Source organism: Pseudorhodoplanes sp., from assembly GCF_059499825.1.
This window is the reverse complement of record NZ_JCABZI010000001.1, coordinates 304,501-319,199: the sequence shown is the minus strand read 5'-3', so window position 1 is coordinate 319,199 and position 14,699 is coordinate 304,501. Positions and strand designations below refer to the sequence as shown.

Annotated in this window: 12 protein-coding genes; 3 read left to right on the top strand and 9 right to left on the bottom strand. The window is 63.7% G+C overall.

Features of this window, described 5'->3' with window-relative positions; genetic code table 11:
- Positions 1-216 precede the first annotated feature (216 nt).
- Positions 217-828 carry a MarR family winged helix-turn-helix transcriptional regulator gene (locus AC5I5I_RS01625; RefSeq protein ID WP_495969376.1) on the top strand — a complete coding sequence of 204 codons (612 nt, stop codon included), beginning with the start codon at positions 217-219 and terminating at the stop codon, positions 826-828.
- Positions 829-858: 30 nt separating this feature from the next.
- Here the strand turns inward: AC5I5I_RS01625 and AC5I5I_RS01620 are convergent, their stop codons facing one another.
- The 5 genes from AC5I5I_RS01620 to AC5I5I_RS01600 all read right to left on the bottom strand — a co-directional run bounded on the left by AC5I5I_RS01620 (position 859) and on the right by AC5I5I_RS01600 (position 7,596).
- Positions 859-2,226 (bottom strand): peptide MFS transporter, encoded by a 1,368-nt coding sequence (locus AC5I5I_RS01620; RefSeq protein WP_495969375.1) that lies wholly within the window; start codon positions 2,224-2,226, stop codon positions 859-861.
- A gap of 131 nt (positions 2,227-2,357) precedes the next feature.
- Positions 2,358-2,906 carry a DUF924 family protein gene (locus AC5I5I_RS01615; RefSeq protein ID WP_495969374.1) on the bottom strand — a complete coding sequence of 183 codons (549 nt, stop codon included), beginning with the start codon at positions 2,904-2,906 and terminating at the stop codon, positions 2,358-2,360.
- Positions 2,907-3,087: 181 nt separating this feature from the next.
- Complete coding sequence (locus AC5I5I_RS01610; RefSeq protein ID WP_495969373.1) at positions 3,088-4,878, bottom strand: long-chain-acyl-CoA synthetase; 1,791 nt, start codon at positions 4,876-4,878, stop codon at positions 3,088-3,090.
- 103 nt (positions 4,879-4,981) lie between these two features.
- Positions 4,982-6,121 (bottom strand): CobW family GTP-binding protein, encoded by a 1,140-nt coding sequence (locus AC5I5I_RS01605; protein ID WP_495969372.1) that lies wholly within the window; start codon positions 6,119-6,121, stop codon positions 4,982-4,984.
- Positions 6,118-7,596, bottom strand: coding sequence for a D-alanyl-D-alanine carboxypeptidase family protein (locus AC5I5I_RS01600; RefSeq protein WP_495969371.1), 1,479 nt, complete (start codon positions 7,594-7,596; stop codon positions 6,118-6,120). The genes AC5I5I_RS01605 and AC5I5I_RS01600 overlap by 4 nt, the downstream gene beginning before the upstream one ends.
- Before the next feature lie 190 nt (positions 7,597-7,786).
- On the opposite strand from AC5I5I_RS01600, the gene AC5I5I_RS01595 reads away from it, so the two are divergent.
- Positions 7,787-8,953, top strand: coding sequence for an acetyl-CoA acetyltransferase (locus AC5I5I_RS01595; RefSeq protein ID WP_495969370.1), 1,167 nt, complete (start codon positions 7,787-7,789; stop codon positions 8,951-8,953).
- Between the two features lie 45 nt (positions 8,954-8,998).
- Here AC5I5I_RS01595 and AC5I5I_RS01590 read toward each other — a convergent pair whose 3' ends face one another.
- Positions 8,999-10,786 (bottom strand): glucan ABC transporter ATP-binding protein/ permease, encoded by a 1,788-nt coding sequence (locus AC5I5I_RS01590; RefSeq protein WP_495969369.1) that lies wholly within the window; start codon positions 10,784-10,786, stop codon positions 8,999-9,001.
- A gap of 223 nt (positions 10,787-11,009) precedes the next feature.
- Between AC5I5I_RS01590 and AC5I5I_RS01585 the strand changes: the two genes are divergently transcribed.
- Positions 11,010-11,927: a LysR family transcriptional regulator gene (locus AC5I5I_RS01585; protein WP_495969368.1), complete on the top strand. Its 918-nt coding sequence runs from the start codon at positions 11,010-11,012 to the stop codon at positions 11,925-11,927.
- A 43-nt stretch (positions 11,928-11,970) separates the two neighbouring features.
- On the opposite strand, the gene AC5I5I_RS01580 is transcribed toward AC5I5I_RS01585, so the two are convergent.
- The 3 genes from AC5I5I_RS01580 to AC5I5I_RS01570 are packed head-to-tail and all read right to left on the bottom strand — an operon-like array spanning position 11,971 to position 14,581.
- Positions 11,971-12,744 (bottom strand): ABC transporter permease, encoded by a 774-nt coding sequence (locus tag AC5I5I_RS01580; protein ID WP_495969367.1) that lies wholly within the window; start codon positions 12,742-12,744, stop codon positions 11,971-11,973.
- The gene (locus AC5I5I_RS01575) at positions 12,741-13,541 is read right to left on the bottom strand and encodes an ABC transporter ATP-binding protein (RefSeq protein ID WP_495969366.1); all 801 of its coding nucleotides are present in this window, start codon (positions 13,539-13,541) and stop codon (positions 12,741-12,743) included. The genes AC5I5I_RS01580 and AC5I5I_RS01575 overlap by 4 nt, the downstream gene beginning before the upstream one ends.
- A 47-nt stretch (positions 13,542-13,588) precedes the next feature.
- On the bottom strand, positions 13,589-14,581 hold the full coding sequence (locus AC5I5I_RS01570; RefSeq protein ID WP_495969365.1) for an ABC transporter substrate-binding protein: 993 nt from the start codon (positions 14,579-14,581) through the stop codon (positions 13,589-13,591).
- Between the last annotated feature and the right edge of the window lie 118 nt (positions 14,582-14,699).

The following is a 14,699-nucleotide window of genomic DNA, read 5'->3' as shown; positions in this document are numbered from 1 at the left end:
GCGAGCCACCGCCGTCCATTCCTTTACGCTTCAAGCGAATACAGTATATCGCGCCGGCGCGCGCAACGATGCGCAGGCATGCGGTTTCGTTTGTTGCAATTCGCAAATGTTATGGGTGACAATCAATGCGCCGCGGCTTTCGTGCGTTGATAAAAGACGCGGAGCGCGACGACGACATTGCGCAACGACAATTCATAACATGCGGGGGACGTTCGGGTGGCAAAGGCAGTGCGCAAAGCCAAAGGCGGGACCGGCAAGGTCCGGCACGTCCCGCTCGAAGAGCGCGTGATGCATCGTTTCTTTCTCATTGCCAAGCGGTTCGATCAGGCGTTCGCTGCGATGCATTCAAGAAAGCTCGGCCTCTCGGTCAGCCACTGGAAAATCGTTCGGGTGATCGCATTTTCCGGTCCGTTGTCGGCGACCGAGCTTGGCGTCCGCACCAGCCTCGATCCCGACAAGGTCACCCGCGCCGTCGATACGCTGGTGGATCGCAGCTATGTCATTCGCAAGAGCGACGAAGCCGATCGCCGCAAGGTGGTGCTGACGCTCTCGGCAAAGGGCAAACGAATTCACGACAAGATTGATTTGGTCGTTGGCGCCATGGAGACCGAGTTCCTCGGCGGATTGACTGCGGACGAGCGTAAGACGCTGGTCTCGTTGCTTGACAAGCTCGAACAGCATACCAGCCTCGGATTTGGCCGGCGCGAAGGATGGTACGAGCGCCGCCCGCTTCCCGGCAAGGCGTTGCGCCGGATCAAAGCCGACGCAAGGCGGCCAGCTAAGCAGGCGGGACGCGCGGTCGGCGGCAAGCTGGTCGGCGCGAAATAGACCGGACGTTCCGTCTTCTGCGGCCTTGGATCATTGTGTCTTCAGAATCGGCCGCAGCGGACGATTGAACGCGAGGATTGCGGCGCCCGCCGATGCGGCGACGGCGGCGATCATCAGGAAGAACGAGTCCTTGTCCATCGCGCTCCAGAAACTGCCGAGCCAACCGCCGATGAAATTGCCGGCGAAGCTGGTGGCGAGCCACATCCCCATCACCATCGATACAACGCGCGCCGGCGCAACCTTGGTGACGAGCGACAGGCCGGTCGGCGAGAGATAAAGCTCGCCGATGGTGACGATGGCGAAATAGAGCGCAAGCCACAGCCAGCTCGCCTGGCCGATGCCGGCCTGCCACGCCGCGAGCATGAGCACGAGATTGGCGAGCGCCACGCCAAAGCAGCCCAAAGCCATTTTCACGACGGTCGACGGCTCGTTGCCGCGCCGCGGCTGCCATGCCCATAGCGCGATGACGAACGGGGTGAAGGCAAAGATCATGAACGGGTTGAAGGCCTGAAACCAGGTCACCGGGATCTGCCCCTGCCAGACCCACAGGTTCACGTTGCGGTCGGTCTGCGCGTCGGCCCACAGCGCGATGGTATTGCCCTGCTGCTCATAGGTCGCCCAGAAAAGGGAGACCGGCAGGAACAGCAGCGCGAGCGCCAGAATGCGCCGCCACTCATCGCGGTCGAGTGGGATGCGCGGCGCATCCGCGCGCAGCGTCCGCTCGTCCGGCGGCAGCGCGTGCCAGCCCGCGACATAGATCAGCGTCCCGATCAGCATGCCGATGCCGGCGGCCGCGAAACCGTAATGCCAGCCATAGGCTTCGCCGAGAGTGCCGCAGACCAAAGGCGAGAAGAACGCGCCGATATTGATCCCGACATAGAAGATCGAGAAGGCGCGGTCGCGACGCGGATCGCCCGGTGCGTAAAGGCCACCAACCTGGGTCGAGATGTTCGGCTTGAATGCGCCGTTGCCGAGAATGAGCACGAACAGCGCCAGCAGGAACAGCGATTCGAATGCCATCATAAAATGGCCGATCGCCATCAGCACGGCGCCGCCGATCACGGTGCGGCGCTGGCCGAGCCAGCGATCGGCGATCAGCCCGCCGATCACCGGCGTGAGATACACGAAGGCGGTGTAGAGGCCGTAGATATGCGACGACAGCGGCTGTACGCCGAGCGGCCCGAACATGAATTCCAGCGCGCCCTTGATCGCGCCGTATCCGATCACGCCTTCCGCCTGGCCCGGTTGCAGCAGGTGCTTGACCATGTAGAGGACGAGGAGCGTGCGCATTCCGTAATAGGAAAAGCGCTCCCACATCTCGGTCGCGAACAGGAATGTCAGGCCCTTCGGGTGCCCGAACAGGTTGGCTGTCGGCGCCGCCGCAGTCCTGATGATCATCGCTTGTCTCAACGCAACCGGCACGCGACTGTGTCGCAAGTTTGCCGTTGCGCCAAGGGGATGACGCACCAGGGGATGCCAGTCGCTTTATTTAAACCAGAAGGATGCCCACTTCGACGGGTAACAAATACCTAGCCCGCGAAGCCGCCACTCTCGAGAAACGCTTTTTCCTCCGGCGTGGTCTCGCGACCGAGCACGTCATTGCGATGCGGGAAGCGGCCGAAGCGGCGGATTACGTCGGCATGGATCTCGGCGTATTCGTGGTTGTCCTCGTTGCCGAGCGCGCGGCAGAGTTCGACGCAACGGAGCTGATCCTCCAGATCCTCTGAATGCATGAACGGAAGATAGAAGAAAACGCGCAAGTCCTTATCGATGGCCTGATCGAGGCCTTTGTCGATCGCGGAATCGGCGACATCGCGTGCGAGCGGATCGGTCGCCCAGGCGCGCGGGCTGTCGCGGAACATGTTGCGCGGAAATTGATCGAGCACGATGACGAGCGCAAGTGCGCTGTCGGGCTCGCTTTCCCATGACCTCAGGCTGCCCGCGGCGGCGGCTTCATGGGTGAAGAGGAAATTGTCGCGGATCGCCTGGTCGAAGGCGTCATCCTTCTTGTACCATTTGTCCGGGCCGGCCTGTTTCCAGAAGCCGAGGACGTCTTCGGCGGTTTTGATGGTGGTCATTGATTGCATCGGCCCTGCCATATTGGTCTCCCTCCCCCTGAAAGGGGGAGGATCGGGGAGGGGGTCTAAGGACCATACGAATTTTGCGGACGCAACTGACCCCCACCCGACCGCCTTCGTTGCACTTCGGCAGTCGACCTTCCCCTTTCAGGGGGAGGTTAAGAAGGAGGCTGCACCCAACTCACACCCGCGTCTGGCCGGCCCGGATGCTCGTGTAGACCGCGCGGTCCAGCGGGATGAAGGCGCGCCGTGACGGATCGTTGAAATAGATCGGGTCGGCGATCGCGTCGGGATCGAAGCCCTGCTTCACCAGATCGACCTTCTTCTGCTTGAAGGTCGCTGTCATATCGAGATCCCGGCGGACGCGTACGAAAACCGGCCGCGCGTATTCCGGCAGCGAGTCCTGCAGATGCAGATAGAGCGCGGGCAGATCGCAATCCTGGCATACGATCGCGGCCATGCCGGCACGGCCTTCATGGCCGGGCACGGCGACGCCATAGACGTTGGTATCCTGGATGCCGGGGAACTTGTTGATCGCTTCGGCGACTTCGAGCGTCGAAACATTCTCGCCCTTCCAGCGGAAGGTATCGCCGATGCGGTCGACGAAATAAAAGTAGCCGTTCTCGTCCTTGCGCATCAGGTCGCCAGTGCGGAACCAGATGTCGTTCGGCGAGAAGACATGCCGCAGGATCTTCTTTTCGGTGTCCTCGCGCCGCGCGTAGCCTTCGAAGCGGTTGCCCGGCTTGTTGGCATCGTTGACGATCTTGCCGATCGCCTCGCCGATCTCGTTGGGGCCGCACGGAATACAGAAACCTTCGGCGTTGCGCTCCGGCTGCTCAGCCTCGACGTCGAACTTGACCAGCGCGGTGGGAAAGCGGTGTTCGAGAAACCAGGGCAGACGGCCGACCGCGCCGGTCTTGCCCTCGAGATTGAACATCAGCACGTTGCCTTCGGTCGCCGCGTAGAATTCCAGGATCAGCGGAATCCGGAAGCGGGTCTTGAACTCATCCCAGATGTCGGGGCGCAGGCCGTTGCCGCAGGCGAGCCGCAGCTTGTGTCTGGTCTCGTTCGGATTGGGCGGCGCGTTGACCAGATAGCGGCACAGTTCGCCGATATATTGCATCATCGTGCAATCGTTGTTGACGATGTCGTCCCAGAATTCCCGCACCGAGAAGCGTTCGCGGATATAGACCGAGCCGCCATTCACCAAAAGCGAGCCGGTGGCGCAGAGACCGCCGGCGGTATGGTACATCGGCAGGCACACATAATTGCGGTCTGACTTTTTCGTCCCCATCATGCCGGCGAAGCCGAAACAGGCGAGCATCACGCGGTAATGGTTGATGTTGGCGGCCTTGGGCAGGCCGGTGGTGCCGGAGGTGTAGATGTAGAGCGCCGGGTCCTCGATGGTGAGCGCGCGCCGCTCCGATGCGGCGAGCGTCGCGCCGGACAGGCTGTCGGCCACGGTGTCGATGCGGTGTTCGCCGTCGGCACCATGCACCCAGACTTTCGGGGCGGATTTCAGCAGCGGCCGGATGGCGTCGAACTGCGCCATGAATTCGGCTGCGACGATCACATGCCTCGGCGATACGATGTCGATGCAATGCGCCAGCGACGCGCCGATCAGGTTGGTATTGACCAGGGCGGTGACGCCGCCGATGCGGGTGATGCCGAGCCAGACCGCCATGAATTCCGGCCGGTTCGGCATCAGCAGGCAAATGGTGTCGCCCTTGGCGATGGTCTCGCCCAGCGCCCAGCGCGAATAGCGGTTCGAACGGTCGAACAATTGGCGGTAGCTGAAGGTCTCGCGTGGCGACAGCAGCGCGGGTGCGTCGCCATGCCGCGCGGCCAGTTCCTCGATGACGTTCGGGAAAATGCGGGCTGGATTTTTCGCAATACGCGTTGTCATGCGAAGCGCGCGCAATACGCCCCGCAGAAACACCAGATCGCCCTTGAGTTGGCTGAAGAACCCCATTCCCGGCTCCAACGGGCGATGAGGCTACCATCGAAGAGTCGCCAGCCGGTTTCAAGAGGTGGTTAACGATTGCGGATGCCGGCCGTGGGCCGGAACGCGGACCTCAGCGGTCGAGTCCGCCGAAAGGCACCAGCGGATTGTCGGTGAGTGCCTGCGCATCCGGCCGGTCAGGCGCGGCGGTGTAGCCCAGGAAGGCGTCGAACAATTCCTGAATGACGCGCGGTTCGATGTCGCGGACGATGAACACCATGCGGGTGCGATGATCGGCGTCCGGCCAGGCATCGAGTTGCGTTGCGGGATGCAGCACGTGCTGCACGCCATGCAGCACCATCGGCCGGTCCGGCGTCTCCTCGATATTCACGATCGCCTTCATGCGCAGAAGGTTCGGCCCATGCGTGGAGCGCAGCAGTTCCAGGAACAGATCGAGCATCGCGGCAGGGATGGCGCGGTCGGTCGCGAGCGTGAACGCTTGCACCCGTTCGTCGTGGCGGTTGACGTCATGATGATGATGGTGATGACCGTGGCTGTGCGCGGCAGCAATTGCCTCGTCGGCCAGCCACCGCGACACATCCGGAATCTTGCGATCCGGATCGTAGAGTCCGCAGCCGGTCAGGGCCGATACGCTCGCGTCTCCGGCCGCTGCATCGAGGATCGGCGCAGCCGGATTGAGCTTGCGCAGCCGCGCGATCAGGGCGTCGCGCTTGGCAGCGCCGTCCTCGCTCTGCAGCAGATCGGTCTTGGTCAGCACGATGCGATCGGCGACCGCGGCCTGTTTCACCGCCTCGGGATGATTGTCGAGCGTGTCGGACCCGTTCACCGCATCGACCAGCGTCACCACGCCGTCGAGCCGGAAGCGCATGACGAGATAAGGATGCTGCATCAGGGTCTGCAAGAGCGGCGCCGGATCGGCGAGGCCGGTGGTCTCGACGATCACGCGTTTGAAGGAGGCGCGGCCATTATCGAGATTGCGCAGCAGCTTTTCGAGCGCGGTGATGAGGTCGCCACGCAGGTTGCAGCACAGGCAGCCGCTCGACAGCACCATCATGTCGCCGTCGATCTTTTCGACCAGCAGATGGTCGAGCGCGATCTCGCCGAATTCATTGATCAGGACGGCGGTGTCGCGCAAATCCGGATCGCGCAGCAGGGTGTTCAGCAGCGTCGTCTTGCCGGCGCCGAGAAAGCCTGTGAGGAGCGTCAGCGGGATCGGCGGCGGCGGACGGCGGGCTTGGTCGGGCGCGGTCACCGGGCGACGGGTTGCGTACGCTTCTGCGCCGCCGGCTTTGCGGTCGCCTCAGCCGTAGGATCGGGCTTCTTCGTGCTCTTCTTGGCCGGCGGCTTCTGTCCGATCGGGGTCGGGAAGGCCTGCGCCGCCGAAGGTGATGGCTTTTGCCCAGGCTTCGCCGCAACGCCTTGCGCCGGAGCGGCAGGCTTTGCCGCGACGCCCTGCGCCGGAGCGGTGGGCTGGGTGCCGCGAATTGCCGGAGCGGGCTGCGCCACCGCGGCAGCGGCAGCGGGCGCCGGAGCGGCTGCGGGCGCCGGCGTAGCCGCGACGTTGTTCTTCTTCTTGGACTTGCGGCCAGCCGTGCGCGGCTCCTCATCCGGGACCGAACCCTTGGACGCGCCGAGAAACACCTCGATGGTGGGCGATGTCGGAGTGTAGTCGCCCAGCAGCGCCGAGGGTTTTGTGTTGGCGGTGCGCAGGCTGGACAGCATCACCGCTTGCGGAGAATTCGGGTCGATACCGGGCGGCAGCGCGGCTTCCGCCTCGTCCTCGAGGTCTTCGGACTCGCGGGCCGGACGCTTGCGCTTCTTGCCGCAGACTTCCTCGCGCAGGTTCGGCGGCGCGGCGTTGACCGGCTGCAAGCTGTCAACGGTCCCCATCGACGGCGTCAGCCAGGAAAAGCCGCCGGTCGAAAATCCGCGCTCCAGCATCTGCGCGACCTTGACGGCGCGCACGCCGCCGGAGGGCGCGCCCAGCATCACCGCGATCAGGCGCCGTCCGTTGCGCTTGGCGGTGACCACCACATTGAACCCGGATGCGCAGATGAAGCCGGTCTTCAGTCCGTCGGTTCCGGGATAGCGGCCGAGCAGCGTGTTGTAGTTGCGCATGATGCGCTTGCCGAACTTGATCGCCGAGATGTTCCAGTAACGGTCGTATTCCGGCAACTCGTTATAGACCGCGCGCGCGAGGATCGCCTGGTCTCGCGCCGAGGTGACCTGTTCGTCGGCGGGGAGTCCGTTCGGATTGACGTAGGTGGTCTGGGTCATGCCGAGGCGTGCGGCGTGCTGGTTCATTTCCTCGGCGAAAGCCGCGATCGAGCCGGACACGCCTTCGGCCAGCACCACCGACATGTCGTTTGCCGACTTGACCATGATGGTCTTCAGCGCGTTGTCGACGGTGATCTTGGAGCCGACCTTGAAGCCCATCTTGGTCGGCGCCTGCGCCGCCGCATTTGGCGATACGGTCAGCAGCGTGTCGAGCGACAGCCGCCCGGCCTTGACCGCCTTCAGCGTCGCATAGGCGGTCATCACCTTGGTGACCGAGGCCGGATACCAGGGCTGGGTCGCATTCTCCGAATGCAGGACGCGGCCGCTATCGGCCTCGATCAGCAGCATGGCCTGGGCGGACGCGCGATCGGGCGATAGCCCGACAAGGGCAGCAGCGAGGCCGAGGGCGAATGGAACCGAACGGAAGAAGGCCGAATGTCCAAAAGTCACGAGCTACGGTCCGGGTTTCTGGTTTCGGCCCATCGGAACGAACCTGGATGTGATTTGCCGGCAACTTACGCCGAACGCGCTCCGGAACGCAAAGCAGAAGGGCCGGAGGGGCGCCGGTTTTTTTCTACCGTCCGCTTGCACATCCACCAAGAAAGCGACCAAAGTTCGACCAGCACCGGGAGGATATTCCATGACCGCCTGTATCGTCGGTTTTGCCCACAGCCGGTTCGGCAAGCTCGATGCCGAGACCGTCGAAAGCCTGATCGTGCGGGTCGCGACCGATGCGATGGCCGATGCCGGCGTCGAGCCGCGGGACGTCGACGAGATCGTGCTCGGCCATTTCAATGCGGGTTTTTCGGCGCAGGACTTCACCGCCTCGCTGGTGCTGCAGGCCTCGCCGGACCTGCGTTTCAAGCGCGCGACGCGGGTGGAGAATGCGTGCGCCACCGGTTCGGCCGCGGTTCATCAGGGGCTGAAGAGCATCGCTGCGCGGTCCGCCCGGATCGTGCTGGTCGTCGGTGTCGAGCAGATGACGACCACGCCCGGTCCCGAGATCGGCAGGAACCTACTCAAGGCCTCCTATGTCCGCGACGAGGCCGATATCGAGGGCGGCTTCGCCGGCATCTTCGGCAAGATCGCCGGGCTGTATTTCCAGAAATACGGCGACCAGTCCGACGCGCTGGCGATGATCGCGGCCAAGAACCACAAGAACGGCGTCGGCAACCCCTATGCGCAATTGCGCAAGGATCTCGGCTTCGAGTTCTGCCGCAAGGAGAGCGACAGGAACCCGTTCGTGGCCGGGCCGCTCAAGCGTACCGATTGCTCGCTGGTGTCGGATGGCGCCGCCGCGATCGTGCTGGCCGATGTCGAGACCGCCTTGCGGCTCGACAAGGCGGTCGCGTTCCGGGCCGCGCAGCACGTGCAGGATTTCCTGCCGATGGCGAAGCGCGACATCCTCAAATTCGAGGGCTGTTCGCTGGCCTGGAAACAGGCGCTGGCGCAGGCCGGAATCGCGCTCACCGATCTGTCCTTCGTGGAGACGCATGACTGCTTCACCATCGCCGAGCTGATCGAATACGAGGCGATGGGGCTGGTGCCGGAAGGGCAGGGCGCGCGTGCGATTGCCGAGGGCATGACCCAGAGGGACGGCAGACTGCCGGTGAATCCATCGGGTGGGCTGAAGGCCAAAGGCCACCCGATCGGCGCCACCGGCGTGTCGATGCACGCGCTGACCGCGATGCAGCTACTCGGCACGGCCGGCGATATCCAGGTGAAGGACGCACGGATCGGCGGCATCTTCAACATGGGCGGCGCGGCGGTGGCGAATTACGTCAGCATCCTGGAGCGGATCCGGTAAGCCGGGTCTTTTCCCTCTCTGCGCTCAAGCGGGGAGAGGGAAGACCTACTCCGCCGCGTCTTCCGCTTCCGGCTTCTTCTCCGCCACCAGAAACTGCGAACGCGCCAGCTCTGCGAAGGCGCCGCCGCGCGCCACCAGTTCGTCGAAGCTGCCGCTCTCGATCACGCGGCCATCCCGGAACACCAGAATGCGGGTGGCGTTGCGGATGGTCGCCAGCCGGTGTGCGATCACGAAAGTGGTGCGGTCTTTCATCACCTCGTCGAGCGCAGCCTGCACCTTGGTTTCGGTCGACGCGTCGAGTGCCGAGGTCGCCTCGTCCAGGATCAGGATCGGGGGGTTCTTCAGGAGCGCGCGCGCGATCGACAGCCGCTGGCGCTCGCCGCCCGACAGGAAGCGGCCGCGCTCGCCGACCACCGCATTCAGTCCGTCCGGATTGCGAGCGACGAAGTCGTAAGCCTGCGCGCGCCGCAGGGCTTCCATCATCTCGTCGTCGGTGGCGTCCGGCTTGCCGGTGGTGAGGTTCTCGCGGATCGAGCGGTTGAACAGCAGCACCTCCTGGAACACCACGCCGATATTGCGACGCAGAGCCGCGAGCTTCATCTCGCGCAGGTCGATGTCGTCGATGGTGATGCGACCGGATTGCGGATCGAACACGCGATGCAGCAGCGCGAGCGCACTGGTCTTGCCGGCGCCGGTCGGACCAACGAGGGCGATCACTTCGCCGGGCTGGGCGGTGAAGGAGAGATCGGCGATGGCGGCGCGCTTGCCGTCATAGGAAAAGGACACATTGTCGAATTCGACCCGGCCGGTCAGGCGGCCGGGATCGATCGCCTGCGGCGCGTCGCGCACCTCCGCCACGGTATCGAGCACGTCGAAGAATTCCTGCAGCCGCGGCGCCACCATGAACACGCTGTTGATGAAGCCGGCGACCTGTTCGAGCCGCGCGACCAGCATGGTGGCGAAGCTCATGAACATGACGATCTCGCCGATGGTGGTGAGACCCTTGAAGAACAGCCAGGTGCCGACGATGAAGATCGCCAGCAGGGTGATCGTGGTGGAGGCGCGCGTCAGCACCGTCATGATCGCCCACCACGACAGCACCGGCATCTGTGCGCCGAGCAGCCGCTCGACCACCATCTTCAGCCCCATCACCTCCGCTTCGATCCGCGCGAAGCTTTGCACCAGCGCGACGTTGCCGAGCGCATCGGACGCGCGTTCGGCGAGGTCGGAATAATATCTCTCGACCGAGGCCTGCAATTCGCCGGTCTTGCGCAGGACGAAGGTCGTCAATGCGGCGAAGATCGTGCACAGCACGATCAGGAGTGAGGCAAGCTGCCAGTTCAGGTACAACGACAGCGGCAGCAGGATGATAAGCGAGACGAGGGCGGCAAGGTTCTCGCGGAAGAAGGACAGCCAGAGGCCCCAGAGCGAATCGGTGCCGGTCAGCATCACCTTCATCAGCCGGCCGGAATGCGAGCCGCCGTGATATGCAAGCGGCAGTTGCAGGACGTGCTCGAAATAATCCGACAGCACGGCCTGCCGGCGCCGGTGCGAGAGCCGGTCGGCATGCAGCGCGATGAACACGCCGCAGACGATGGTGAAAAGACCGAAGCCGGCCCAGGCCCCGAGCAGCGGCAGGAGCGCGTTGAATGTCAGCGGTTCGGCGCCGGCCTTCTGCGAGCCTGCCAGTGTATCGATGATCCGGCCGAACAGGACCGGCTCGGCGAACATGGCGGCGGACAGTGCCAGATTGGCGAATGCCAGTAGCCAGCCGAGCCTGGCCTCTGGGCCGAGCAGACCGAGGACGCGCGTGTAGAGCCGAACGAGGTTCATCGCCGGCCGTCCCGCATCGTGGTCAACGACCGCGCCGATAACGGCAAGGTGAGTGAGTTATGCATACCTTGATACCGCTGCCGGGGTCTTCGCGCTTCATCACCATTGCGGGGCCAGATTTGAAACGTAATAAACTACAGCTCGTATCAGTATGACCGGCGGCGGCGACGCGGCAAGATAACTTGCGTACGGGTTCTGACAATAAAATTCAAAAGACTTGGCGATGATCAACATACCGACTGAACTGCTGCGAACGCTGGTTGCGGTCGTCGACCTTCGCTCGTTTACGAGGGCGGCCAATTCACTCGGTGTGACGCAACCGGCGGTGAGCGCGCAAATCAAGCGGTTGCAAACACTTCTCGATTGCGAGCTTCTCGACAAAAGCGCGCCCGGCGTGAGCCTCACCCATTCGGGCGATCTCGTCGTGAATTACGCGCGACGGATGCTCAGCATCAACGACCAGATCATCGACCTGTCGGCGCCGCGCCTCGGATCCCGCACCTTGCGCATCGGCATTCCGGGAGACTTCCTGACCCCGGTATTGCCGCAGCTGCTGAGGGAAATAAACACGCATTTTCCGGACATTCGGCTGTCGCTGCGAACCGATCTGTTCGATGCGATGTCGCGCGATCTGCGTCAGGGCGATCTCAGCCTGTTGATCGGCCTGTCCGAGACCGGTGTCGAACTCGATGCCCGTCATCAATGGCGCGAGGACATGGTCTGGGTGCGCAGTCCGTCCTTAACGCTCGACCCAGACGCGCCGGTTCCGCTGGTGACGCTCGGCGAAGGCTGGGCACTGCACCGGGCCGCGGTCGCAGCGCTAAGCCGAGCGCAGCGCAGCTTCGAGGTGGTGTTCATCGGGCAGAGCAAGGCGAGCATCGTTGAGGCGGTCCGGTGTGGCCTGGGGGTGGCGGCAGTCTCAGCCCGCCGCGCGGATGTTCCGGGGATTGCCATATGGGAGGACGCGCCGCTGCCGCCGATCGCGCAGCTCAGTTGCGGCATCTATCTGAGCGAAAGTGCGGACCGGGAGCTGCTCGAAAAACTCGCGGACTCGATTTACGAGGTCATCGCGCCGCGTCCGGCCTCCCGGGACACGAAGGCGGCCGATCCGGTGCGCACCGCCGCCGAAGTCCAGGCCTAAGACTTTCGCTTGCCCGGAACCGAGCGACCGTAACCGGGACCCATCAGTTCTGCGCAAAGCCCGAGCGCTGCGCCCAGCCGGTCATGCGCTGTTCCAGCACCGCCATCACCCAGTACATGACGATGCCGAGCACCGCGAGTGCCAGGAGCCCGGCGAAGATCAGCGGCACGTTAAACTGCGCCTGCGCCTGCAGCATCAGATTGCCGATGCCGTTGTTCGACGCGACGCTTTCCGACACCACGGTGCCGACGAAGGCGAGCGTGATCGCGACCTTCAGCGAACCGAAAAAGTAAGGCAGCGAGCGAGGGATTCCGACTTTGCGCATGATGTCGAGCTTGGAGGCGCCGAGCGCCTTCAGCACGTCCTCGAGTTCGGGCTCGATGGTGGCAAGCCCGGTCGCGACATTGACCACGATCGGGAAGAATGAGATCAGGAACGCGGTCAGCACCGCCGGGATGAAGCCGATGCCGAACCACAGCACCAGGATCGGCACCACCGCGACTTTCGGGATGGCGTTGAAGCCGATCATCAGCGGGTAGATGCCGGCATAGATGGTCCGCGACCAGCCGATCACGAGGCCAAGCGCCAAACCGAATCCGACCGCCATCAGAAAGCCGACCATCGTGGCTTCCAGCGTGATCCAGGAATTGCGCAGGATCGCCGGCCAGTAATCGACCGTCGCCTTGAACACCGCAGTCGGCGGCGGCAGGAAAAATTCCGGGATCTGAAAGGCGCGGCAGATGATTTCCCAGAACACGAACAGCCCGATGGTGAACGCCCAAGGCGCCATCCGGATAAAGGCTTTGGAACCGTTCATTGGCGGGCCTGATGGATGTAACCGCGCAGGTCGTGCACGATGTCGGCGAATTCCTTGGTATAGGTGATGTCCAGATCGCGCGGACGCGGAAACTCGACCTTGCGCTCGACCACGATGCGGCCGGGGCGCTGCGACATAACGAAGATGCGGTCGGCGAGGAAAACGGCCTCGCGCAGGTCATGGGTGACCAGCACCACGGTGATCTTGCGCGCCGCCTGCAGGTCGCGGATCACGCACCACAATTCCTCTCGGGTGAAGGCATCCAGCGCGCCGAACGGCTCGTCCAGCATCAGCAGTTGCGGCTCGTGAATCAGCGCGCGGCACAGCGAGGTGCGCTGCTGCATGCCGCCGGACAATTGCCAGGGAAACTTGCTGCCGAAGCCGCCAAGGCCGACCGATTCCAGAAGCTTCTCGGCGCGCTCGACATATTGCGCCTTGTTGCGGCGGATTTCGCTGCGGTGCGGCCGCACGATCTCGAGCGGCAGCAGCAGGTTGTCGAGCGTGGTGCGCCAGGGCAGCAGCGTTGGCGCCTGGAACGCCATGCCGGCAATCTTGACCGGCTTTGTCACCTCTTCGCCCGCGACATGCACATGACCCGCGAACGGGAATTGCAGCCCGGTCGCAAGCTTCATCAATGTGGACTTGCCGCAGCCGGAGGGGCCGACAACCGCGGCGAATTCGCCGCGGTTGATGTTGATGGTGAGGTCCTCGACGGCGAGGACGCCATCCGGGCCGGCATTCATCCCGCCATAGCGGTGACTGACGCCGGTCAGCGATACGAAGCCTGGCTCCGTCATTCCCGTTGGCTCCCCCAAGCCGTCTTCAATGAACCGGCAGACCCGGTTTACAGCTTGCGGTCGGCAGCCGGCGGCAGGAATGACGGATCGAAGATCGCATCGCCCTTCGGCTTCGCATTCTTGAAGTCGTAGGTGATGGCAATCTGGTCGATCGACTTGTCGAGACGGCCCATGTCGACGCCGCCGAAACCGTTCGCCTTCACTTCCGGCGTGACGATATTGTCCCGCAACGCCATCTGCAGGCGCTCGAGCTCGACCGGCTTCTTGGCCACGTCATTGCGCTTGACCACGGATTCGACCGCCGTGTCCGGCGACTTCACGGTGTCCTTCAGGCCTTTCAGGAAGGCATTCAGGAATTTCTTGACGACTTCCGGCTTCTCGGCGGCAAACTTCGGGTTCACGATGATCGCGTTGCCGTAGAGATTGACGCCATGGTCGGCCATCAGGATGACGGAAATGTCGTCGGCCGGAACGCCGCGGTCCTTCAGGTTGATGTAGGACGAGAACGAGAAGCCGGTGATGGCGTCCACCTGTCCGGCCGCCAGCATCGGCTCGCGCACCGGGAAGCCGACATTCTCGATCGTCACCTTTTTCGGATCGATGTCGTTGGCTTGCGTGAAGATCTTCCACTGCGCATAGGCACCGTCCGGCGCCGGTGCGCCGAGCTTCTTGCCTTCGAGATCCTTCGGGTTCGTCACACCGCGGCTCTTGCGGCCGACGATGGCGAACGGCGGCTTGTTGTAGACCATGAAGATGGCCTTGATCGGCACGTTCGGATTGGCGTCGCGGAACTTGATCAGCGAATTGATGTCGCCGAAGCCGATGTCATAGGTGCCGGAGGCAATGCGGTTCAGCGGCTCGAGCGAGCCGCCCGCGGTGTCGATGGTCACGTCCAGGCCTTCGGCCTTGTAATAGCCCTTGTCGGCGGCGACCAGGAACGGCGCGGCCGGGCCCTCGAATTTCCAGTCCAGCGTGAATTTCACCGGCGTTTGGGCGGACGCCGAACCGCAGGCCAGCAACGTGGCGACCGCGGCGGCCATGCCGCATCGCCGGATCCTCGACTCAACCTTACTCATTTTTTCGTTTCCTTTCCCGACTTCGGCCTGCCGGGCCGTTGGCCTGGCAGGCGGTATCTCACCTCTGGGGGCACGCCCTAAG